The sequence below is a fragment of the Roseateles sp. P5_E8 genome (genome assembly GCF_054177665.1).
In genome coordinates, this window is the sequence record NZ_JBGCUM010000037.1 from 37,230 (window position 1) to 54,967 (window position 17,738).

Here is a 17,738-nt window from a genome sequence, read left to right on the forward strand (position 1 = left end):
GATAGCCCGGCGTTGACCTAGGGATACGAAAACGAAACACTGTTCCAACTGTTTTGCTGAACCGAGTTCATTTCTGGAAGCCGCCGGGCTTCCGGGGTCTCGACAGCCAATGCAGTGCGGTGCGCCTGCTGTGCCCGCTCCCCTGATTGACGCCTTCGCGAGCCGGTGCCGCGCGGGCGACAAGCCCCCCTCGGCCTGCTGCCGATTCCCCGCTTCCTGACCGCTGTGCGCTTGCGCGCCTGACCCCTGACGGGCCGGGTGCCGGGTGGGCCTGTGCCTGCCTGTCGCGCCACGCGGCCGGGCGCGGTCATGCACAACGATTTGCGCGCCGCACGAGCGCGCTCAGGAGACGTACCCATGATTTCAAGCATGCCCAAGCGGGGCCTGCTGGCTTCGTCCATCTCGCTCGGCCTGTTGGCCTGCGGCGGCGGCCAGGAGACCCCGGCGACCTTCGCGTCCCCCCAGTCCAGCGCACAGCCGTCGGCTGGCCGCCTGGACACCACCACGGCCACGACGGAAGCCGCCACCGCCAAGGCGCTGGCCGTGCGCGACCCGCGCCCGGTGACGCCGCCGCCCGCGCCAGTCATCGACGCCAAGAGCCTGACCGATACGACCGCGCCGCTGCTGTTTGACATCGGCACCCGCACCTACGCCGCGCCGGCCACGATCAGCGGCCTGCACAACCCGAGCAACTTCCGCGCAGCGCCGCGACTGCCGGCCTGGCAGTTCGCCACCGTCGACCCGACCAACGGCGTGCTGGGCTTCGAGCGCGAGACCGCGCCCGACATCGGCTGGCACGGCCAGTCGCGCAAGGGCAAGGTGCTGGTCACCGGCGGCTCGTCGGCCGCCGCCAACCGCGTCTACACGGTCTTCAACAAGGAGCAGCTGCTGGCCGCTCTGCGCGAGGCCAAGAACGAGCCCAAGATCATCCGCATCGTCGGTCACATCGACTTCCGCTGGCGCGATGGCAACACCGTGTTCGAGGAGTACACGGGCTTCCTGGACCAGAAGAACGGCGGCAGCTTCTCCATCCCGTCCAACACGACGCTGGTGGGCATCAACGACAGCAACGGCCGCCCGGCGCGCATCACCGGCACGCAGATCCTGATCGGCATCGAGGCTGCCACGACCGCCGCCGGTTCGGAGGCCGACTTCAAGGCCTGGGTCGCCGCCGGCAAGGACCCGGAACTGTTCCCGACCTGGACGCGCAACATCATCCTGCGCAACCTCGCGCTGGACACGCCCTGGGACGTGAACCCCGAGGACAGCGGCAATGCCTACATGGACGGCATCGCCATCACGCGCGCCCAGCAGATCTGGGTCGACCACGTGACCATCAGCGACGGCGACACGCCCGACTCGCTGGCCAGCGACACGCGCCATGACGGCGCCCTCGACATCATCCGCGGCAGCGACTACGTGACGGTGTCCAACAGCATCTTCACCAAGCACCACAAGACGACGCTGGTGGGCAATGGCGACTCCGGCCGCGCCTGGAGCGACGCCGGCCGCCTGCACGTGACCATGACCGGCAACTGGTGGGACCACCCCTACAGCCGCCTGCCGCTGGTGCGCTTCGGCCTGCTGCACATGTACAACAACCTCATCAGCGGCAGCACGACGACCAACGACGTCGACCTGAAGTTCGCCTCCGGCCTGGACGCGCGCTACCAGTCCGACGTCATCAATGAGAACAATTTCTACGAGTTCACCGGCCTCAAGCCCAAGGAGGTCTGCGGCAAGCTGGCCGGTGGCAACGACGCGATCTCGATGCGCAGCAGCGGCCATCGCTTCATCAGCGACAAGGACGACCTGGGCAAGCCGATGACGGGCGTCATCGACATCGAGCTGCAGGGTTGCGAGGGCGTGCCGGTCGCGCAGAACTGGGTGCCGCCCTATGCCTACACGCTGCGCACGGCGGATGCCACGCGCGGCGCCGTGCAGGCCTCGGCCGGTGCCGGCCGCGTCGGCCTGTTTGCCGTGAGCGGCCCGCTGCCGGCGCCGTTGCCCAGTGCACCTGCACCCAGCCCGGCGCCGACACCGGCACCGACTCCTACGCCCGCGCCCAGCCCGACTCCCACACCCCCTCCGCCCAGCCCCGCCCCGGGTCCGAATCCGGCCCCGGTGATTCCGGGCACGGCCTGCACGCCGACGCTGCCTTGCGCTGCAAACGGCGGCAACGAGCTGGTGTTGAGCCCTGCGGTGACCGTGGCGGCTCCGGCGGCCACTTATGTGCAGGCTACCGGCACCTACACGCTGTCGGGTGCCGGCGTCATCAACACCGGGGCCCCCTACGCCTTCAACTTCAAGTACAGGGCGCTGACCGGCGACTTCACGTTCACGGCCCGCATCGTCAGCCAGGGCGGCAATGCCGACTCGGGACGTGCCGGCATCGTCGCGATCGAAGGGTTGAGTGGCACCCCGGCCTATGCCTGGACCGCGCGCTACTCGACGAACGCCGGCGCGAACATGGGCGCGATCAAGGCGGCGATCAACGGCAACAACAAGTCCAGCATCGACGGCTTCGGTACTTCGAGCGTGCCGGTCTGGGTGCGCGTGCGACGGGTGGGCACTTCGGTCTATCAGGCGGCGTCGACTGACGGCCTCACATGGTCCGAGAAGACGCCCGCCAACCTGATCACCAGCGTCCCGACGCTCTACGTCGGCCTTGCCCTGTCGTCGGGCAGCAATAGCGCGGTGGTCACAGCCGACTTTGACAACGTCACCGTCGTCGGCGGCCAGTAAACAAGGAGAAAACCATGAAGTACAACTACCGTCCCCTGGCCGCGCTGATGTTCGGCCTGATCGCCGGCCAAGCCCAGGCCGCAGCCACCCACGAGGTCGGCTACGCCACGCTGAGTGGCCCGGCCATCACCTTCACCGCGCTGACGGCGGGCCCTTTCGACGCCGTCTACATCGACGGCCTGCTGAGCAGCGGCGGCGTGCAGTTTGGCGAGCGCTTTGCCGGCCAGGAACTGGCCGTGGCCAAGGCGCCTCGGCCGGGCGAAGTGGCCCAGGACTGGTTCGACGACCTGAGCTTCGGCACGCCCACGGCGGGCCTCACGCTGCTGGCTGGCGCTGCCGGTGCCAACCTCGGTGCCTATCAGTACAACGACGCCGACGGCGCGGCCTTGTTCGGCGTCGGCCCGCTGGTGGGAGACGCCGATGGCTTCGGCGCCATCTCGGCCCGCTTCGCCTCGCCGGTGTCCGCACTCGGCTTCCAGCTGCGCGACGTCGACGGCGGCGCGGTCACGCTCAGCCTCTACCGCACCGACGGCAGCCTCATCGAGGCCGTCGACCTGAGCGGACGCAGCGATGGTCGCTTCGCCTTCGCCCGCGACGGCGGCGCGATGGACATCGCCGGCTTCACGCTGACCAACCGCGACAGCTACTACGGCGTGTCGCTCGACAACCTGGTGCTCGCCACCGCGCCCGTGCCCGAGCCCGCCTCAGCCCTGCTGATGCTGCCCGGCCTGCTGGCCCTGGGCGTCGTCGCGCGCCGCCGCCGTGCCCGCTGATCCCATCACAACCCAACGGAGACAAACCATGAAGCGCATCCTGACCCTTTCCGCCCTGGCCGCAGCCACCTTCGCCGCCCAGGCCACCTCGCTGACCAACACCGACTTCGCCTTCACCGGCGTGAACGGCAACACCACCGTCGGCGGCTGGTCCTTCGTCAGCTTCGTCGACATCGCCGCAGGCACGACGATCTACTTCACCGACACCAATGTGCTGGCGACGCCGACGTCCAACGGCGTGTTCTCGACGACGGCCGAGACCTTCTGGTCCTGGACGGCCAGCACCGCCGTGACGGCCGGCACCTCTGTCGCGCTGCTGGGCACGGGCACCAACGGCCAGTACGCGGCCAAGTCCGGCGCGGCCGGCGGCACCGCCAATGGCACGGTCACCAACCTGAACGGCGGCGCGTCCAACATCTCCAGCGGCGGCGACATCCTCTACGCCTTCCAGGCCGCGTCGTACACCACCAACTACCAGCCCGCCGCCATCAAGTTCCTCGGTGCCATCTCCAACCGCGGCACCTACGCCAACTCCGACAACCCGACGGCCGCCACCGGCCTGTCGGGCATCCAGCTGCGTGAGTACAAGGAGGGCGCGAACGCCACGCGCTACACGCAGTTCACGGCCCAGGTGACGACCAGCGACACGCCCTACGCGTCCGTCGCCCAGCTGAAGGCAGCGCTGGCCGTGGGCACGAACTGGACGACGGTGCAGGCCTCGAACACGACGCCCATCGTGTCCGACGTGCTGGCCGTAACGGCCGTGCCGGAGCCTGAAAGCTACGCGTTGATGCTGGCCGGCCTGGCAGTCGTGGCTGGTATCGCAAGTCGCCGCATGCGCGTCTGATGCGGCAGAGAGTCGACTCGCCACACTGACGCATCCAGCTCAGTGACGGCGGGTCGACCGCGCAATGGTCAGCGGTAGCGCGCCAGGATGCGCTCCACGCTGCCGTCACGCACCATGTCACTGACCGCCTGGTCCAGCCGCTCCAGCGGCAGCGGGTGCGCCAGCGTGAACACGCAGTGCGTGCGGTAGCGGATGGTCGCGAAGGCGGCCTTCAAACCGTCTTGCGGCCGCAGCTTGTTGTGGAACTCCAGCGTGATCTGCTCGGTCAGCGCGTAGTTGGTGCGGTTGGCGGCCAGCTTGCGCAGGTTGATCAACATGGTGGGCGCGTCGTCGCGCACGAACTTCTTGCCCAGCGCCTTCTCGAACTGAGGGTAGCGGTAGGCGTGCACCGTGCCCAGCGGCTGCCCGGCCAGGTCCTGCAGGCTGGTCACCGGCGGCGCCTGCGGCCGGGCGGCCACCACGCCCTGGTGCTCCAGCACCGGCGGGCTCCAGTGGAAGCGGCCGTCTATCCAGTCCCGGGCCACATAGCAGACACCGTCCGCCTCACCGGCGGCCAGCACCTGCGCCACCCGACGGGGCGGCACGGAGATGTACTCGGCGCGCCGGCCCAGCCGTTCGGCGATGGCGTCGCTGAGGTCCTTGACGATGCCGGTGGTCAGCTTGTCCTTCTCGAACCCGCCGAACGGCATCGCATGGTTGAGCGGCGCGATGAAGCGCAGCGGCGGCTCTGCCGACCACGCCTGCCAGGGCAGGGCGCAGGCCAGTAGCAGCGCCGCGACTTTCATGGTCAGAGCAGGTCGAGCAAGCGCTCCAGCCCACCCGCGTTGATCGCCACGCGCGCCTGCTCGCGCACCTTGGGCTTGGCGCGGTAGGCCACCGACAGGCCGGCCGCGCCCATCATGGGCAGGTCGTTGGCGCCGTCGCCGACGGCAATCGCCTGATCGGGGCGGCAGCCGATGGCTTCGCAGCAGCTCAGCAGCATCAGCCGCTTCTGCTCGCCGTCGCAGATGTCGCCCCAGTCCTGCATGACGACGCGGCCGGTGAGGGCGCCGCCCTCGATCTCCAGCTCGTTGCTGCGCACGAAGTCCATGCCCAGCTCAGCCGCCACGTAGCGTGTGAAGAAGGTGAAGCCGCCTGACACGAGCACGAGCTTGAGGCCCGCCGCCTTCAACGCCGCACACAGCTCGCGCGCGCCGGGGTTGAAGGTCAGGCGCTCGGCCAGCACGCGGTCCAGCACGCTGGCGGGCACGCCCGCGAGGATGGCGAGACGCCGGCGCAGGCTGTCCCTGAAGTCCGTGATCTCGCCGCGCATGGCCGCCTCGGTGATGGCCGCCACCTCGTCGCCTTTGCCGGCCAGTGCGGCGATCTCGTCGATGCACTCGATGCTGATCAGCGTCGAGTCCATGTCGAAGGCGGCGAGCTTGAAGTGGGAGAGCGGCGGCAGGGCCGGGCCGTCGCGCAGGACGAGGCCTTCAGGGGCGGAGGTGGTCACGGGGTCGGGAGATCAGGGCCAGCGAAGGCCCGGATTATCCCGGGTGCGTTCAACGGCGACGCCGTGTCATCAGCAGCGCGAGGCCGCCCAGCAGCAATGCGGCGCTGGCTGGCTCGGGTACGGGCGCGGTCTGCAGGTTGAGCTGGAAGAAGGACTGGCTGCCCAGCGGCAGGTTGCGCACGTCCAGCGTCAGGCCGTGCGCCGTGAAACTGAGGCGGGAGCTGTCGAGGCCGGCGATATCGGTGCTGAGCTGCACGCCGGTGATGACCGTGCCGCTGCCGAACAGCGAGCTGAACGCGAAGCGGTTGACGGGCACGTCGCTGAAGCTGGCGGTGTTGCCGTTCAGGCCGACGTAGTCGTAGCGGATGCTGCTGTCGCCGAAGTCCAGAGTCTGCGTGGGCACCGACAGGATCTGGCAGACGTTGGCGCTGCCCGGGCAGCTCAGCTCGGTGCCGGCCGCGACGACGACGCTGTCCTGCGTCTGGAAGACTTGCGTGCCGCTGTCGTAGGTGTAGTCCAGCACCACGGTCGTGCCGGTGAGGCCGGCGGCGCTGGCCAGGGCGGGCAGCAGGGCAGCGGCAGCAAGGGCAAGCTTCTTCATCGCGGTTCTCCGGGCGGCACAGGGAAGGGGCGCAGTCTAGGCACGGCGCCCGCCGCGCGCAGCCCCTAGCTCGTCTTGAGCGGTTGCCCCAGCAGCCTCAGCACCTCCCGCACCGCCTGCGCCCGGTCCTGCGGGCTGCTGAGCTGCTTTTCCACGCGCAGCTTCTCGTTGCCCACCAGCTTGATGTTGCGATTCTTCTGCACCAGCTCGATGACGCGCATCGGGTCGATGGGCGGGTTGGGACGGAAGTTGATGTTGATCAGCGTCGGCGCCGCGTCGATCTTGCTGACGCCGTAGGGCTTGGCCAGCACGCGCAGGCGGTGGGTGTCGAACAGCGTCTGGCCCTGTGTGGGCAGCTTGCCGAAGCGGTCGGTGATCTCTTCGAGCATGGAGTCGATCTGCTCGTTCTTCTCGGCCGTGGCCAGGCGCTTGTAGAGGCTCAGGCGCACCTGCACGTCGCCGCAATAGGCGTCGGGCAGCAGCGCGGGGGCGTGCAGGTTGATCTCGGTGGTGGCCGCGAACGGCGACAACAGGTCGGGCTCCTTGCCGGCCTTCAGCGAGCGCACGGCCTCGTTGAGCATGTCGTTGTAGAGCTGGAAGCCCACCTCCATCATGTTGCCGCTCTGGTTGTCGCCCAGCACCTCGCCGGCGCCGCGGATCTCCAGGTCGTGCATCGCCAGGTAGAAGCCCGAGCCGAGTTCCTCCATGGCCTGGATGGCATCCAGCCGCTGCATGGCCTGCTTGGTGAGGCCTTGGAGGTCCGGCACCATCAGGTAGGCATAGGCCTGGTGGTGAGACCGGCCGACGCGGCCGCGCAGCTGGTGCAGCTGGGCCAGGCCGAACTTGTCGGCGCGGGCAATGATGATGGTGTTGGCGGCCGGCACGTCGATGCCGGTCTCGATGATGGTGGAGCACAGCAGCAGGTTGTGCTTGCCGGCAACGAACTCGCGCATGACGCGCTCCAGCTCGCGCTCGGGCATCTGGCCGTGGGCGATGACGATGCGCGCCTCGGGCACCAGCTCTTCGAGCTTCTGGCGCCGGTTCTCGATGGTCTCGACCTCGTTGTGCAGGAAGTAGACCTGGCCGCCACGCTTCAGCTCGCGCAGCACGGCCTCGCGGATGGTGCCGCTGCTTTCGGCGCGCACGAAGGTCTTGATGGCCAGGCGGCGCTGCGGCGCGGTGGCGATGACCGACAGGTCGCGCAGGCCTTCCAGCGCCATGCCCAGCGTTCTTGGAATCGGTGTCGCGGTGAGCGTCAGTACGTCGACCTCGGCACGCATGGCCTTCATCGCCTCCTTGTGGCGCACGCCGAAGCGATGTTCCTCGTCGATGACGAGCAGGCCCAGGCGGTTGAACTTGACCTCGGGCGACAGCAGCTTGTGCGTGCCGATGACGATGTCGATGGTGCCGTCGGCCAGGCCTTCCATCGCCGCCTTGATCTCCTTGGCCGAGCGGAAGCGGCTCATCTCCGCCACCTTCACCGGCCAGGCGCCGAAGCGGTCGGCGATGTTCTGGTAATGCTGCTCGGCCAGCAGCGTCGTCGGCGCCAGGATGGCGACCTGCTTGCCGCCCATGACAGCGACGAAGGCCGCGCGCAGCGCCACCTCGGTCTTGCCGAAGCCCACGTCGCCGCAGACCAGGCGGTCCATGGGTTTTGGCGAAATCATGTCCTGGATGACCGCGTGGATGGCGGCGCGCTGGTCGGGCGTTTCCTCGAAGCCGAAGCTCGCGGCGAAGGCTTCGTAGTCATGGCCCGAGTAGCGGAAGGCATGGCCCTCGCGGGCAGCGCGGCGGGCGTAGAGGTTGAGCAGTTCGGCGGCCGTGTCGCGCACCTGCTCGGCGGCCTTGCGCTTGGCCTTTTCCCACTGGCCGGAGCCCAGGCGGTGCAGCGGCGCTTCCTCGGCGCTGACGCCGGTGTAGCGGCCGATCAGATGCAGCTGCGCGACCGGCACGTAGAGCGTCGCCTTGTCGGCGTATTCCAGGTGCAGGAACTCGCTCTTCTGCCCGTCGCCCAGGTCGATGTTGACGAGCCCCTGGTAGCGGCCAATGCCATGGTTGATGTGCACCACCGGGTCGCCCACCTTCAGCTCGGACAGGTCCTTGATCAGCGCATTGACGTCGCTGACCTGCTCCTGCTTTCTGCGGCGGCGTGTCGTTGGCGTCGTCGCGAAGAGTTCGGTCTCGGTGAAGAGCTGGACCGGCCGTTCACCGTCCACCCAGAAGAAGCCCGACGCCAGCGGCGCGGCGGTGATGGCGTATTTCTCGTCGCTGGCGAGGAACTCGGCCAGGTCCTTCACCGAGGGCGGCTCGATCTTGTGGTCGCGCAACTGCTCCAACAGGCTTTCGCGCCGGCCTTCGCTCTCGGCCAGCAGCAGCACACGGTGGGGCGTGGCCTTGAGGTGGGCTTCCAGCCGCGCCAGCGGCTCCTGCACGCCGCGCTCGACGCTGATGTCCGGCAGCGGCCGGGCAAAGTCCACCGGCTCCGTGCCGCGCACCGACAGCACCGCATGCGGCTTGGTCAGGCCGAAGAAGTCCTCGATCGTCAGGAAGAGCTCGGCCGGGGCGAGGATGGGCCGCTCGGGGTCGTGCTGCAAAAAGCGGTGGCGTTCCTTGGTGTCGACCCAGAAGCGCTGGATGGCCTCATCGACCTCGCCGTGCAGGGCCAGGCCGGCCGTGTCGCCGAGGTAGTCGAAGACGGAGGCCGTCTGCTCGAAGAAGATCGGCAGGTAGTACTCGATGCCGCCCGAGGCGACGCCTTCGCCGATGTCGCGGTAGATGCGCGCCTTGGTCGGGTCGCCGTCCATCTTCTCGCGCCAGCGCTCGCGGAACTTCTTGCGCGCCGCGTCGTCCATCGGGAACTCGCGGCCGGGCAACAGGCGCACGCTGGGGACCGGGTAGAGGCTGCGCTGGCTGTCGGGGTCGAAGGTGCGGATGGAGTCCACCTCGTCGCCGAACAGGTCGACGCGGTAGGGCACGGCCGAGCCCATGGGGAAGAGGTCGATGAGGCCGCCGCGCACGGCGTACTCGCCCGGCTGCACGACCTGGCTGACGTTGGTGTAGCCGGCCAGCGTCAGCTGCGAGCGCAGCGAGGCTTCGTCCAGCCGCTGCTTCTGCTTGAAGTTGAAGGTCGTGCCGGCCAGGAAGCTGGGCGGGGCCAGGCGCGTCAGCGCGGTGGACGCCGGCATCAGCACGACGTCGATGCTCTTGGTCTTGCGCGACTGCAGCAGCTCCCACAGCGTGGCCAGCCGCTCGGAGATCAGGTCCTGGTGSGGSSWGAAGSTGTCGTAGGGCAGSGTCTCCCAGTCSGGGAACACGGCCACCTTGAGCTCAGGCGCGAACAMCKYCAGCTCGTCCTCSAGSCGCTGCGTGTCGSCCGGCTCGGCGGTGAAGATGGCGGCCATGCGGCCGGCATCGCGCTGCTGCTGCACGAAACGCGCGAGCAGCAGGGCGTCGGCCGAGCCGACGGGGCGGGGGTGGGTGAACTTCTTGCCGGGCTGAATGGCCGGCAGCGAGGGCAACGTCATGGGGGCCTACAAACGACAGCAGCCCCGAAGCGGGGCTTGGCGAGATTTTAGGGACCCCTGCCTTTTGGACGGGTGACAGGGGCATGGCAGCATGACAACACTTCCCACCGGAGATTCCATGCGCCGCCGCCACGCCATCAGCCTGCTTGCGACCTCACTGTCCCTTGCCTTTTCGACACTACCCGCCTTCGGCGCCCCCACCGAGAGCGAACGCTTCCACGAGTGGCTGGCCGCCCAGTGGGAGCTGACGCTGCAGCGCCAGCCCGTGCTGGCCACGTCCCTGGGTGACCCGCGCTACAACGACCGCCTCGTCGACGAGACGACCGCCTCCTACCGTGCCGAGGCCCGGCGCGAGCTGCGCCAGCGGCTGAAAGGCCTTGCCGGCTTCAACAAGGCCAAGCTGGATGCCAAGGACCGCGTCTCCTACAGCATCCTCAAGCTCGACCTGGAGCAGGATCTTGCGGCTGAGCGCTTCCCGGAGTGGATGCAGCCCATCAGCCAGATTGGCGGCCTGCCCAACTTCCTGGCGCAGATGGGCACCGGCCAGTCCATCCAGCCGTTCAAGACGACCAAGGACTTCGACGACTGGCTCAAGCGCCTGGCCCTGGCCGTGCCCACCTTCGACGGCGCCATCGCCAACATGCGCCAGGGCCTGAAGGCGGGCGTGACCCAACCCCGCGCCGTCATGGAGAAGGTGCTGCCGCAGCTGACGGCGCTGGCCGTGGCCGACCCCGAGAAGAGCCTGTTCTGGGGCCCGATCAACAGCTTCCCCGACACCGTGCCGGCCGCCGACCGCGAGCGCATCACGGCCGCAATGCGCCAACTGCTGTCCACCCAGGTGCTGCCCGCCTACGCCCGGCTGCTGGCCTTCGTGCGCGACGAGTACGCACCCAAGGCACGCGCCAGCACGGCCTGGTCGGCCCTGCCCAACGGCAAGGCCTGGTATGCCTACCGCGTGCGCCAGTCGACGACGCTGGCGCTGTCGCCCGACGAGATCCATGCCATCGGCCTGAAGGAAGTGGCCCGCATCCTCGGCGAGATGGACGGCGTACGCCGCCAGGTCGGCTTCCAGGGCGACCTGAAGGCCTTTTTCAAGCACCTCAACGACGACCCGAAGTACTACTTCAGCAAGCCCGAAGACCTGCTGGCCGGCTACCGCGACCTTCAGAAGAAGATCAACGGCCTGACACCCAAGCTCTTCGACATCGCGCCCAAGGCCGACTACGAAGTCCGCGAGGTCGAGGCCTTCCGCGCCGAGAGCGCCGCCGGCGCCTCCTACCAGGAGCCCGCAGCCGACGGCTCGCGCCCCGGCGTCTTTTACGTCAACACCTTCAACCTGAAGGCCCAGCCCGCGTTCGGCATGGAGACGTTGTCCCTGCACGAGGCCTCGCCCGGCCACCATTTCCAGATCGCCATCGCGCAGGAAGACCAGGCGCTGCCGGCCTTCCGCCGCTTCGGCAGCCACTACACGGCCTATGTCGAGGGCTGGGCGCTGTACGCCGAGAGCCTGGGCAAGGAGCTGGGCCTCTTCACCGACCCCTACCAGTGGTATGGCCGCCTCTCGGACGAGCAGTTGCGTGCCATGCGCCTGGTGGTAGACACCGGCCTGCACCACAAGGGTTGGAGCCGTGAACGCGCGATCCAGTACATGCTGGACAACTCGTCCATGGCCGAGAGCGACGTGGTGTCGGAGGTGGAGCGCTACATCGTCTGGCCCGGCCAGGCGCTGGGCTACAAGATCGGCCAGCTGGAGATCACCCGGCTGCGCGCCGAGGCTGAAAAGGCACTGGGCGCCAAGTTCGACATCAAGGGCTTCCACCGCGTCTTGCTGACGGCGGGGCAGGTGCCGCTGCCGGTGCTGCGCGAGCTGGTGCTGGAGTGGACAAAGGCTCAGTCCGCCCGCTGATCTGCAGTTCAGCCCCCCGGGGCTGCATTGCGTCGCACCGGCGGCGCGGGCGGGGTGGGGTGGCGGCTAGTCTGCGGCCCGACGCCAACCATGAGGAGCCGAGATGACCCGCCGCACCCACGCCCTGCTGACTTTGCTGATGACCGCCGCCGCCGCGAGCACCGCGACCGCGCAGTCCGACAAGGGCTTCAGTCTCGAAGCACATGCGCGGACGCGCGTGCAGGACGTCGGCCTGCCGGCCTACCCGGGCGCGACGCTGGCCGTGGAGCGGGGCGCCAACGGCGAGGAAGACCAATCGGGCGGCAGCTTCGGTGCCTGGATGGGCAGCATCGGCATGCGTGTCGACGCGCTCAAGTTCAAGAGCAGCGACAAGCCCGAGCAAGTCGCCGCCTTCTACGCCAGGGCCATGGCCCGCCAGGGCGAGGTGCTGGACTGCCGGCTGCCGTCGTCTCGCATCAAGCAGGTCAAGGATGAACCCGAGCGGCTGAGCTGCGATGAGAAGGCCATCCAGCCCGGCCACTTCGAGTACCGCGTGGGCCAACCCAGGCACATGCGCATCGTCCACGTGCACCCGGAGGGCGACGGCACACGCTTCGAGATGGTCCGCTTGCAGCTCGGTCGGTGAACACCTAGGCCCGCCGGCCGTGCGCCCAGCGGTACAGCAGCGGCAGCACCAGCAGTGTCAGCGCGGTGGACGACAGGATGCCGCCGATGACCACGGTGGCCAGCGGCCGCTGCACCTCGGCGCCGGTGCCGGTGGCCAGGGCCATGGGCACGAAGCCCAGCGACGCGACCAGGGCGGTCATCAGCACCGGCCGCAGCCGGGCCAGCGCGCCCTCGCGAACGGCCTGATCGAGCGCCAGGCCGTCGTCGCGCAGCCCGCGGATGAAGCTCAGCATCACCAGCCCGTTCAGCACCGCCACGCCCGACAGCGCGATGAAGCCCACGCCGGCCGAGATGGACAGCGGGATGTCGCGCAGCCACAGCGCCGCGATGCCGCCCGTCAGCGCAAAGGGCACGCCGGTGAACACCAGCAGGCCGTCGCGCACATTGCCGAACATCGCGAACAGCAGCGCGAAGACCAAGCCGAGCGCCACCGGCACGACGACCTTGAGCCGCGCCGTGGCCGATTGCAGCTGCTCGAAGCTGCCGCCCCAGCTTGTCCAGTAGCCGCTCGGGATCTTCACCTTGGCTTGCAGGCTGGCCTGCGCCTCGGTCACGAAGGAGCCGATATCTCGGCCACGCACATTGGCCGTGACGACGACACGGCGCTTGCCGTTCTCGCGGCTGACCTGGTTAGGCCCCGGCGCCTCGTCGAAACTGGCCACCTCGCCGAGCTGCACATGCGCACCGTTCGGCAACTTGAGCGGTAGGCGCTTCAGCGCGTCGACGTCGCTGCGCACGTTGTCCGGCAGCCGCACCTGGATGTCAAAGCGCCGGTCGCCCTGGAACAGCACGCCGGCCTCCTGGCCGCCGATGGCCGCTGCCGCCGTCTGCTGCACGTCGGCCACGGTCAGGCCCAGGCGCGCGAGTTTGGCGCGGTCGATCTGCAGCGTCAGCATGGGCAGGCCGGTGGTCTGCTCGACCTTCACATCGGCCGCGCCCGGCACGCCCTGCAGCAGCTTCGCAATCTCCTCGGCCGTACCCTCCATGACGACCATGTCGTCGCCGAACACCTTCACCGCCACGTCGCTGCGCACGCCCGAGATCAGCTCGTTGAAGCGCATCTGTATGGGCTGCGTGAACTCGTAGTTGTTGCCGGGCAGGCGGGCGGCCAGCTTCTGCAGGTCTTCGACCAGGGCCGCCGTGCTACGCCTGGGGTCGGGCCACTCACTGCGCGGCTTCAGCATGACGAAGGTGTCGGCCACGCTGGGGGGCATCGGATCGCTGGCGATCTCGGCCGTGCCGAGCTTGGAGAACACGCGCGCCACCTCGGGCGCCTGCAGCAGCGTGCGCTCCAGCTCGCGCTGCATCTCCACGGCCTGGGTCAGGCTGGTGCCGGGGATGCGCAGCGCATGCACGGCAAGGTCGCCTTCGTCCAGGCTGGGGATGAACTCGCTGCCCATGCGCGTGGCCAGCAGCGCGCTCAAGGCCACGGCCACGCCGGCAATCGTCAGCACCAGCGGCGGGTGGGCCAGCGTCCAGCCCAGCAGCGGCGCATAGCCGCGCCGGGCCCAGGCCATCAGGCGGTTGTCCTTCTCGCCCACCTTGTCGCCTATCCACAGCGCCACGGCGGCGGGGATGAAGCTCACCGACAGCAGCATCGCCCCCAGCAGCGCCGCCACGACGGTGAAGGCCATCGGGTGGAACATCTTTCCCTCCACGCCGCTGAGCGCAAAGATGGGCAGATAGACCACCATGATGATGAGCTGGCCGAACAGCAGCGGCCGGCGCGCCTCGCGGGCGGCGGCGAAGACTTCGGCGAAGCGTTCATCACGGCTCAGCGCCCGGCCCGCTGCGGCCTGGGCATGCGACAGCCGCCGCACGCAGTTCTCGACGATGACGACGGCGCCGTCGATGATGATGCCGAAGTCCAGCGCCCCCAGGCTCATCAGGTTGGCGCTGACCTTGTTGGCCACCATGCCGCTGAAGGTGAACAGCATGGCCAGCGGGATCACCGCCGCCGTGATGACGGCCGCGCGCAGATTGCCCAGGAAGGCGAACAGCACGGCGACGACGAGCAGGGCACCTTCCAGCAGATTGGTCCGCACGGTGGCGATGGCCTTGTCGATCAGCGTCGTGCGGTCGTAGACCGTCTGCGCAATGACGCCGGCCGGCAGGCTGCGGTTGATCTCCTCCAGGCGCTCGTCCACTGCGAGCGACACCTGCCGGCTGTTCTCGCCCATCAACATGAAGACCGTGCCCAGCACGACCTCGTGGCCGTTGTCGGTCGCGGCGCCGCTGCGCAATTCGTGCCCTATGCCGACGTCCGCCACATCGCGCACACGCACCGATCCACGGATGACGATGTTGGCAATGTCCTCCACACCCGCCACCTGGCCGGGCGCGCGGATCAGCACCTGCTCGCCGCGCCGTTCGATATAGCCCGCGCCGACATTGGCGTTGTTGCGCTCCAGCGCCTGCACCAGCTCAGGCAGGGTGATGCCGTGCGCCACCAGCTTGTCGGGCCACGGCGCCACCTGGTATTCCTTGGCATAGCCGCCGATGCTGTTGATCTCGGTCACCCCGGGAACCGTGCGCAGCTGCGGCTTGACGACCCAGTCCTGGATCTCGCGCAGGTCCATCGGCGTGTAGGGCGTGCCGTCGGCCTTCAGCGCGCCGGGCCTGGTCTCCACGGTCCACATATAGATCTCGCCCAGCCCCGTCGCGATGGGCCCGAGCGCGGGCGACAGGCCGGCCGGCAGGCTGGCACGTGCCTGCTGCATGCGCTCATTGACGAGCTGGCGCGCGAAGTAGATGTCGGTGCCCTCCTTGAACACGACGGTGACCTGGGATAGGCCGTAGCGCGACAGCGAACGCGTCTGCTCCAGGCGGGGCAGGCCGGCCATGGCCGTCTCGATGGCGAAGCTGACGCGCTGCTCGGCTTCCAGCGGCGAATAGCCCGGCGCCTCGGTGTTGATCTGCACCTGCACATTGGTGATGTCGGGCACGGCGTCTATGGGCAGGCGCTGGTAGCTGAACACGCCCAGCGCCGCCATGCCCGCCACGGCCAGCAGCACCAGCCAGCGCTGGGCGATGGCGAATCGGATGAGTGTTTCAAACATGGTCAGTGCTCGTGTTCCGCGCCGGCCTTGCCGATGTCGGCTTTCACCAGGAAGCTGTTCTTCGCCGCATAGCGCTCACCGGCGTCCAGCCCCTTGAGCACTTCGACGTTGCGRCCGTCGCTGCGCCCCAGCGTCAGCGGCCGGGCTTCGAACTGCTGGCCATAACGGCCGAAAACGACGGTGGCACCGCGCAGTGTCTGCACCGCCTCGGCCTCGACGGCCACGGCCACGTCGGCCGCGTTGGCGCTCAAGTCCACGGTGACCGGCAGCCCCGGCCGCCACAGGCCCTTGGGGTTGGCCAGCACCAGGCGCGCCGTCGCGCTGCGGCTCTGCTCGCCGACCAGCGCGCCCACATAGCTCAGCCGGGCCTCGCCCTGCGCCTCGAAGGCCGTCGCCTTGACCTGCGCCGCCATGCCTTCCTGCAGCTGGTTCAGGTCCTTGGCTGGCACGGTCAGCTCTACCCAGACGCTGGACAGGTCGGCGAGCTGGAAGATGGGCGCGTCCTCCTTCAGCGCCTCGCCGACGCTGATCTTCTTGTCGACGATGACGCCGGCTATCGGCGCGCGGATCTCGTGTCGTGTGAGCCCCTGCGAGTCACCGGCCGAGGCGCCCAGTGCCGCCAGCTTCTGCCGCGCGGCCTCGACGGCGATCTCGGCCTCATGCATGGCCTGGCGCGCGGCCAGGTAGTCCTGTTCAGCGGAGATCTTGTCTTCCCACAGCTTCTTCTCGCGCTCGTGCGTCGTGCGCGCCAGCGCCAGGCGCTTGGCTGCCGCCAGCAGCTCGCTGCGCTGGTCGGCCAGCGCCGGGCTTGAGATGACGGCCAGCACCTGGCCGCGTTGCACGCGGTCGCCGGCATTCACGCGCACGGCCTCGACGAGCCCGGCCAGGCGCGGCGTGACGACGACGGCGCGGTCCTGGTTCAGCTTCACCTCGCCCAGCAGCTGCAGTGTGGCGGCGATGCGCGCCGGCCCTGCCGTGGCCAGAGCYATGCCGTTGTGGCGCAACTGCTCGTCGGTGACTGTCACGCGGTCCTCGACCTGCTCGAAGCGGAACTCGTGGGCTTTGCCGCCCAGCTTGGCGGTGATGGTGGCGGCGAAGGAGTGCGGCTCCTCGACGACGCCCGCGCCCTTCAGGTAGGCCCCTTCAGCCTGGAAGCGGAAGGTCTCAGGCGCGCGGCCCAGGCGCTGCAGCGTCACGGTCGCCTCTGCCTGCGTCGGCGCCAGTGGTTTGCCGTCGCGGTAAAGGTAGATGCGGAACTCCGGCTCGACGCCGGTCTCGAAGATCGTCAGCTCCAGGACTAAGCCCTCCTCGCTGAAGAGGCGGCCACCATGCGGGCCTTTGCTCGCCGCGGCAGCCGGCTCGGCGGCGTGGGTTTTCTCGCCGGCGTGGCCGTGTTCGTCGTCGTGGGCATGGGGCTTGTCGTGGCGCAGGATGGCCACGCCCAGCAGCAGGCCCACGGCCAGCACGGCGGCGATGGCCAGGGTGTTTTTCTTGTTCATCGCTCAGTCCTCGATTTGTGTGATGCGGCCAAGCAGGCGGTCCAGCTCGGCGGCGGCGCGGTGGGTCTCGGCGCTGGCCTGCAGTTGCTGGCGGCGCAGTGCAAAAAGCGTTCGCTGGGCGTCCAGCACGTCCAGGAAGGCGAACTTGCCCAGCTGGTAGCCCTTGAGCGCCGCGTCATAGGCGGTCTGCGCCGTCGGCAGCACCTCGTCGCGCAGCAACTGCGCCTGCTCGCGGCCCAGGCGCAGGCGTGCGGCGGCCTGGGCCACGTCGGTCTGCAGCTTCAGCGTGGCGGCGGTCAGTGCCTCGCGTGCCTGGTCCTCGCGGCGCAGGGCTTCCAGCAGTCCGCCCTGGTTGCGGTCGTGGATGGGCAGCGGCAGCGAGAAGCCGACGACGGCCTGCGTGCGGCCCAGCTCGGCGTCGCGTTTGGCGCCCAGCGTCACGGTCACGTCGGGCACGCGGCGGGCGCGTTCGATGTCGAGCAGGGCTTGGCGGCGCGTGATGTCCAGCCGCGCCAGGCGCAGTGCGGGTGCGTCGGCCATCGCTTCGGCCAAGCGCTGTTCATCGGGCRGGCCGGGCAGGGCGGCGGTGTCGCCATCGGCCTGCGCCGCGGCCTGCGGGCCCTGGC

The 17,738-nt window shown here is 69.0% G+C and carries 12 protein-coding genes; 5 read left to right on the top strand and 7 right to left on the bottom strand.

What is annotated here, in order from left to right:
- Positions 1-357: 357 nt before the first annotated feature.
- From ACXRVZ_RS19290 to ACXRVZ_RS19300, 3 genes are read left to right on the top strand one after another with little or no spacing between them, the layout of a single operon-like run.
- A complete protein-coding gene (locus tag ACXRVZ_RS19290) occupies positions 358-2,745 on the top strand; it encodes a pectate lyase family protein (protein WP_457422015.1) in 2,388 nt (795 codons plus the stop codon).
- Positions 2,746-2,759: 14 nt separating this feature from the next.
- Positions 2,760-3,518: a PEP-CTERM sorting domain-containing protein gene (locus ACXRVZ_RS19295; protein ID WP_457422017.1), complete on the top strand. Its 759-nt coding sequence runs from the start codon at positions 2,760-2,762 to the stop codon at positions 3,516-3,518.
- 28 nt (positions 3,519-3,546) lie between these two features.
- The gene (locus ACXRVZ_RS19300) at positions 3,547-4,365 is read left to right on the top strand and encodes a PEP-CTERM sorting domain-containing protein (RefSeq protein ID WP_457422019.1); all 819 of its coding nucleotides are present in this window, start codon (positions 3,547-3,549) and stop codon (positions 4,363-4,365) included.
- Between the two features lie 68 nt (positions 4,366-4,433).
- Here ACXRVZ_RS19300 and ACXRVZ_RS19305 read toward each other — a convergent pair whose 3' ends face one another.
- From ACXRVZ_RS19305 to mfd, 4 genes are all read right to left on the bottom strand, one after another.
- The gene (locus tag ACXRVZ_RS19305; RefSeq protein WP_457422021.1) at positions 4,434-5,150 is read right to left on the bottom strand and encodes a substrate-binding periplasmic protein; all 717 of its coding nucleotides are present in this window, start codon (positions 5,148-5,150) and stop codon (positions 4,434-4,436) included.
- Between the two features lie 2 nt (positions 5,151-5,152).
- Complete coding sequence (gene serB, locus ACXRVZ_RS19310) at positions 5,153-5,857, bottom strand: phosphoserine phosphatase SerB (protein ID WP_457422023.1); 705 nt, start codon at positions 5,855-5,857, stop codon at positions 5,153-5,155.
- A 49-nt stretch (positions 5,858-5,906) separates the two neighbouring features.
- Complete coding sequence (locus tag ACXRVZ_RS19315; RefSeq protein WP_457422025.1) at positions 5,907-6,458, bottom strand: PEP-CTERM sorting domain-containing protein; 552 nt, start codon at positions 6,456-6,458, stop codon at positions 5,907-5,909.
- A 65-nt stretch (positions 6,459-6,523) separates the two neighbouring features.
- Positions 6,524-9,982 (bottom strand): transcription-repair coupling factor, encoded by a 3,459-nt coding sequence (mfd, locus tag ACXRVZ_RS19320; protein WP_458232708.1) that lies wholly within the window; start codon positions 9,980-9,982, stop codon positions 6,524-6,526.
- A 118-nt stretch (positions 9,983-10,100) separates the two neighbouring features.
- Here mfd and ACXRVZ_RS19325 point away from each other — a divergent pair, with 118 nt between their 5' ends.
- The gene (locus ACXRVZ_RS19325; RefSeq protein WP_457422029.1) at positions 10,101-11,888 is read left to right on the top strand and encodes a DUF885 domain-containing protein; all 1,788 of its coding nucleotides are present in this window, start codon (positions 10,101-10,103) and stop codon (positions 11,886-11,888) included.
- A gap of 103 nt (positions 11,889-11,991) precedes the next feature.
- Positions 11,992-12,513: a hypothetical protein gene (locus ACXRVZ_RS19330; RefSeq protein ID WP_457422031.1), complete on the top strand. Its 522-nt coding sequence runs from the start codon at positions 11,992-11,994 to the stop codon at positions 12,511-12,513.
- 4 nt (positions 12,514-12,517) lie between these two features.
- On the opposite strand, the gene ACXRVZ_RS19335 is transcribed toward ACXRVZ_RS19330, so the two are convergent.
- The 3 genes from ACXRVZ_RS19335 to ACXRVZ_RS19345 form a co-directional block, all read right to left on the bottom strand.
- Positions 12,518-15,613 carry an efflux RND transporter permease subunit gene (locus ACXRVZ_RS19335; RefSeq protein ID WP_457422033.1) on the bottom strand — a complete coding sequence of 1,032 codons (3,096 nt, stop codon included), beginning with the start codon at positions 15,611-15,613 and terminating at the stop codon, positions 12,518-12,520.
- A 2-nt stretch (positions 15,614-15,615) separates the two neighbouring features.
- Positions 15,616-17,112 (bottom strand): efflux RND transporter periplasmic adaptor subunit, encoded by a 1,497-nt coding sequence (locus ACXRVZ_RS19340; RefSeq protein ID WP_458232709.1) that lies wholly within the window; start codon positions 17,110-17,112, stop codon positions 15,616-15,618.
- A gap of 3 nt (positions 17,113-17,115) precedes the next feature.
- A partial coding sequence (locus ACXRVZ_RS19345) for a TolC family protein (protein WP_458232710.1) occupies positions 17,116-17,738 on the bottom strand: 623 nt, incomplete at its 5' end.

Excerpts from the sequence above, each read along its gene's own strand:
- ACXRVZ_RS19290 (WP_457422015.1), top strand. The coding sequence starts at position 358 with ATGATTTCAAGCATGCCCAAGCGGGGCCTGCTGGCTTCGTCCATCTCG.
- ACXRVZ_RS19295 (WP_457422017.1), top strand. The coding sequence starts at position 2,760 with ATGAAGTACAACTACCGTCCCCTGGCCGCGCTGATGTTCGGCCTGATC.
- ACXRVZ_RS19300 (WP_457422019.1), top strand. The coding sequence starts at position 3,547 with ATGAAGCGCATCCTGACCCTTTCCGCCCTGGCCGCAGCCACCTTCGCC.
- ACXRVZ_RS19305 (WP_457422021.1), bottom strand. The coding sequence starts at position 5,150 with ATGAAAGTCGCGGCGCTGCTACTGGCCTGCGCCCTGCCCTGGCAGGCG.
- ACXRVZ_RS19315 (WP_457422025.1), bottom strand. The coding sequence starts at position 6,458 with ATGAAGAAGCTTGCCCTTGCTGCCGCTGCCCTGCTGCCCGCCCTGGCC.
- ACXRVZ_RS19325 (WP_457422029.1), top strand. The coding sequence starts at position 10,101 with ATGCGCCGCCGCCACGCCATCAGCCTGCTTGCGACCTCACTGTCCCTT.
- ACXRVZ_RS19330 (WP_457422031.1), top strand. The coding sequence starts at position 11,992 with ATGACCCGCCGCACCCACGCCCTGCTGACTTTGCTGATGACCGCCGCC.
- ACXRVZ_RS19335 (WP_457422033.1), bottom strand. The coding sequence starts at position 15,613 with ATGTTTGAAACACTCATCCGATTCGCCATCGCCCAGCGCTGGCTGGTG.